Origin of the sequence: Pseudomonas sp. RL_105y_Pfl2_101 (assembly GCF_963970585.1) — a bacterium.
Taxonomy (GTDB): Bacteria; Pseudomonadota; Gammaproteobacteria; order Pseudomonadales; family Pseudomonadaceae; genus Aquipseudomonas.
In genome coordinates this window covers 1-1,091 of sequence record NZ_CAXAPG010000127.1, presented here as the reverse complement: position 1 = coordinate 1,091, position 1,091 = coordinate 1, and the positions used below count along the sequence as shown (strand labels likewise).

The window sequence follows — 1,091 nt, the reverse complement described above, 5'->3', positions numbered from 1 at the left end:
GCGTCCCGACGCCATCGCTTTGCGTTGCAACGCCCAAACCCTGACCTACGGCGAACTCAACGCCCAGGCCAACCGCCGCGCCCGTCAGTTGATCACTCACGGCGTCGGCCCGGATGTGCTGGTTGGGCTGGCCGCCGAGCGGGGCTTCGACATGCTGGTGGGCCTGCTGGCGATCCTCAAGGCCGGCGGTGCCTACGTGCCGCTGGACCCGACGTATCCCCAGGATCGTCTGGCCTACATGATGCAGGACAGCGGCATTCGCTTGCTGCTGACCCAAGCGGCCCTGGTCGATCAATTACCGGTGCCGGAGGGCGTGCAGACGCTGCTGTTGGACGCCGATGTCAGTGCTTTCACCGACAGCGATCCGCACGTAGTAATGGACGCTGCGAACCTCGCCTACGTGATCTACACCTCCGGCTCCACCGGCAACCCGAAAGGCACCTTGCTGCCGCACCACAACGTGCTGCGCCTGTTCGAGGCCACCGAATCCTGGTTCAGCTTCGGCGCGCAGGATGTCTGGAGCCTGTTCCATTCCTACGCATTCGACTTCTCGGTCTGGGAAATCTTTGGCGCGCTGCTCCACGGTGGCGAGCTGTTGATCGTGCCGTATGACATCAGCCGCTCACCGCAGCAATTCCACGAACTGCTCTGCGATGCCGGGGTAACGGTGCTCAACCAGACACCGTCGGCGTTCAAGCAACTGATGCACGAAGCCTGCACCGACTCGCGAAGCAATGCCTTGCGTTACGTGGTGTTCGGCGGCGAGGCGTTGGACGTCAAGTCCTTGCGCCCGTGGTTCGAGCGCTTCGGCGATGCGGCGCCGCAACTGATCAACATGTACGGCATCACCGAAACCACCGTGCACGTGACCTACCGTCCGCTATCAGTGGCGGACCTGGAACAGGACGCCAGCAGCCCCATCGGCGAACCGATTGCCGACTTATCTTGGTATCTATTGGACGGTGATTTGAATCCGGTGCCGAAAGGCTGCATCGGTGAGCTGTACGTCGGTCGTGCCGGTCTGGCACGGGGCTACCTGAACCGTGGTGACCTCACTGCATTGCGGTTCATCCCCGATCCGTTCGGCGAAA

Annotated in this window: 1 protein-coding gene; it reads left to right on the top strand. The window is 62.5% G+C overall.

The window, feature by feature from the left end:
- Positions 1-1,091: amino acid adenylation domain-containing protein (locus tag AACY31_RS28750; protein WP_339505658.1), on the top strand; the 1,091-nt coding region annotated here is incomplete at both ends.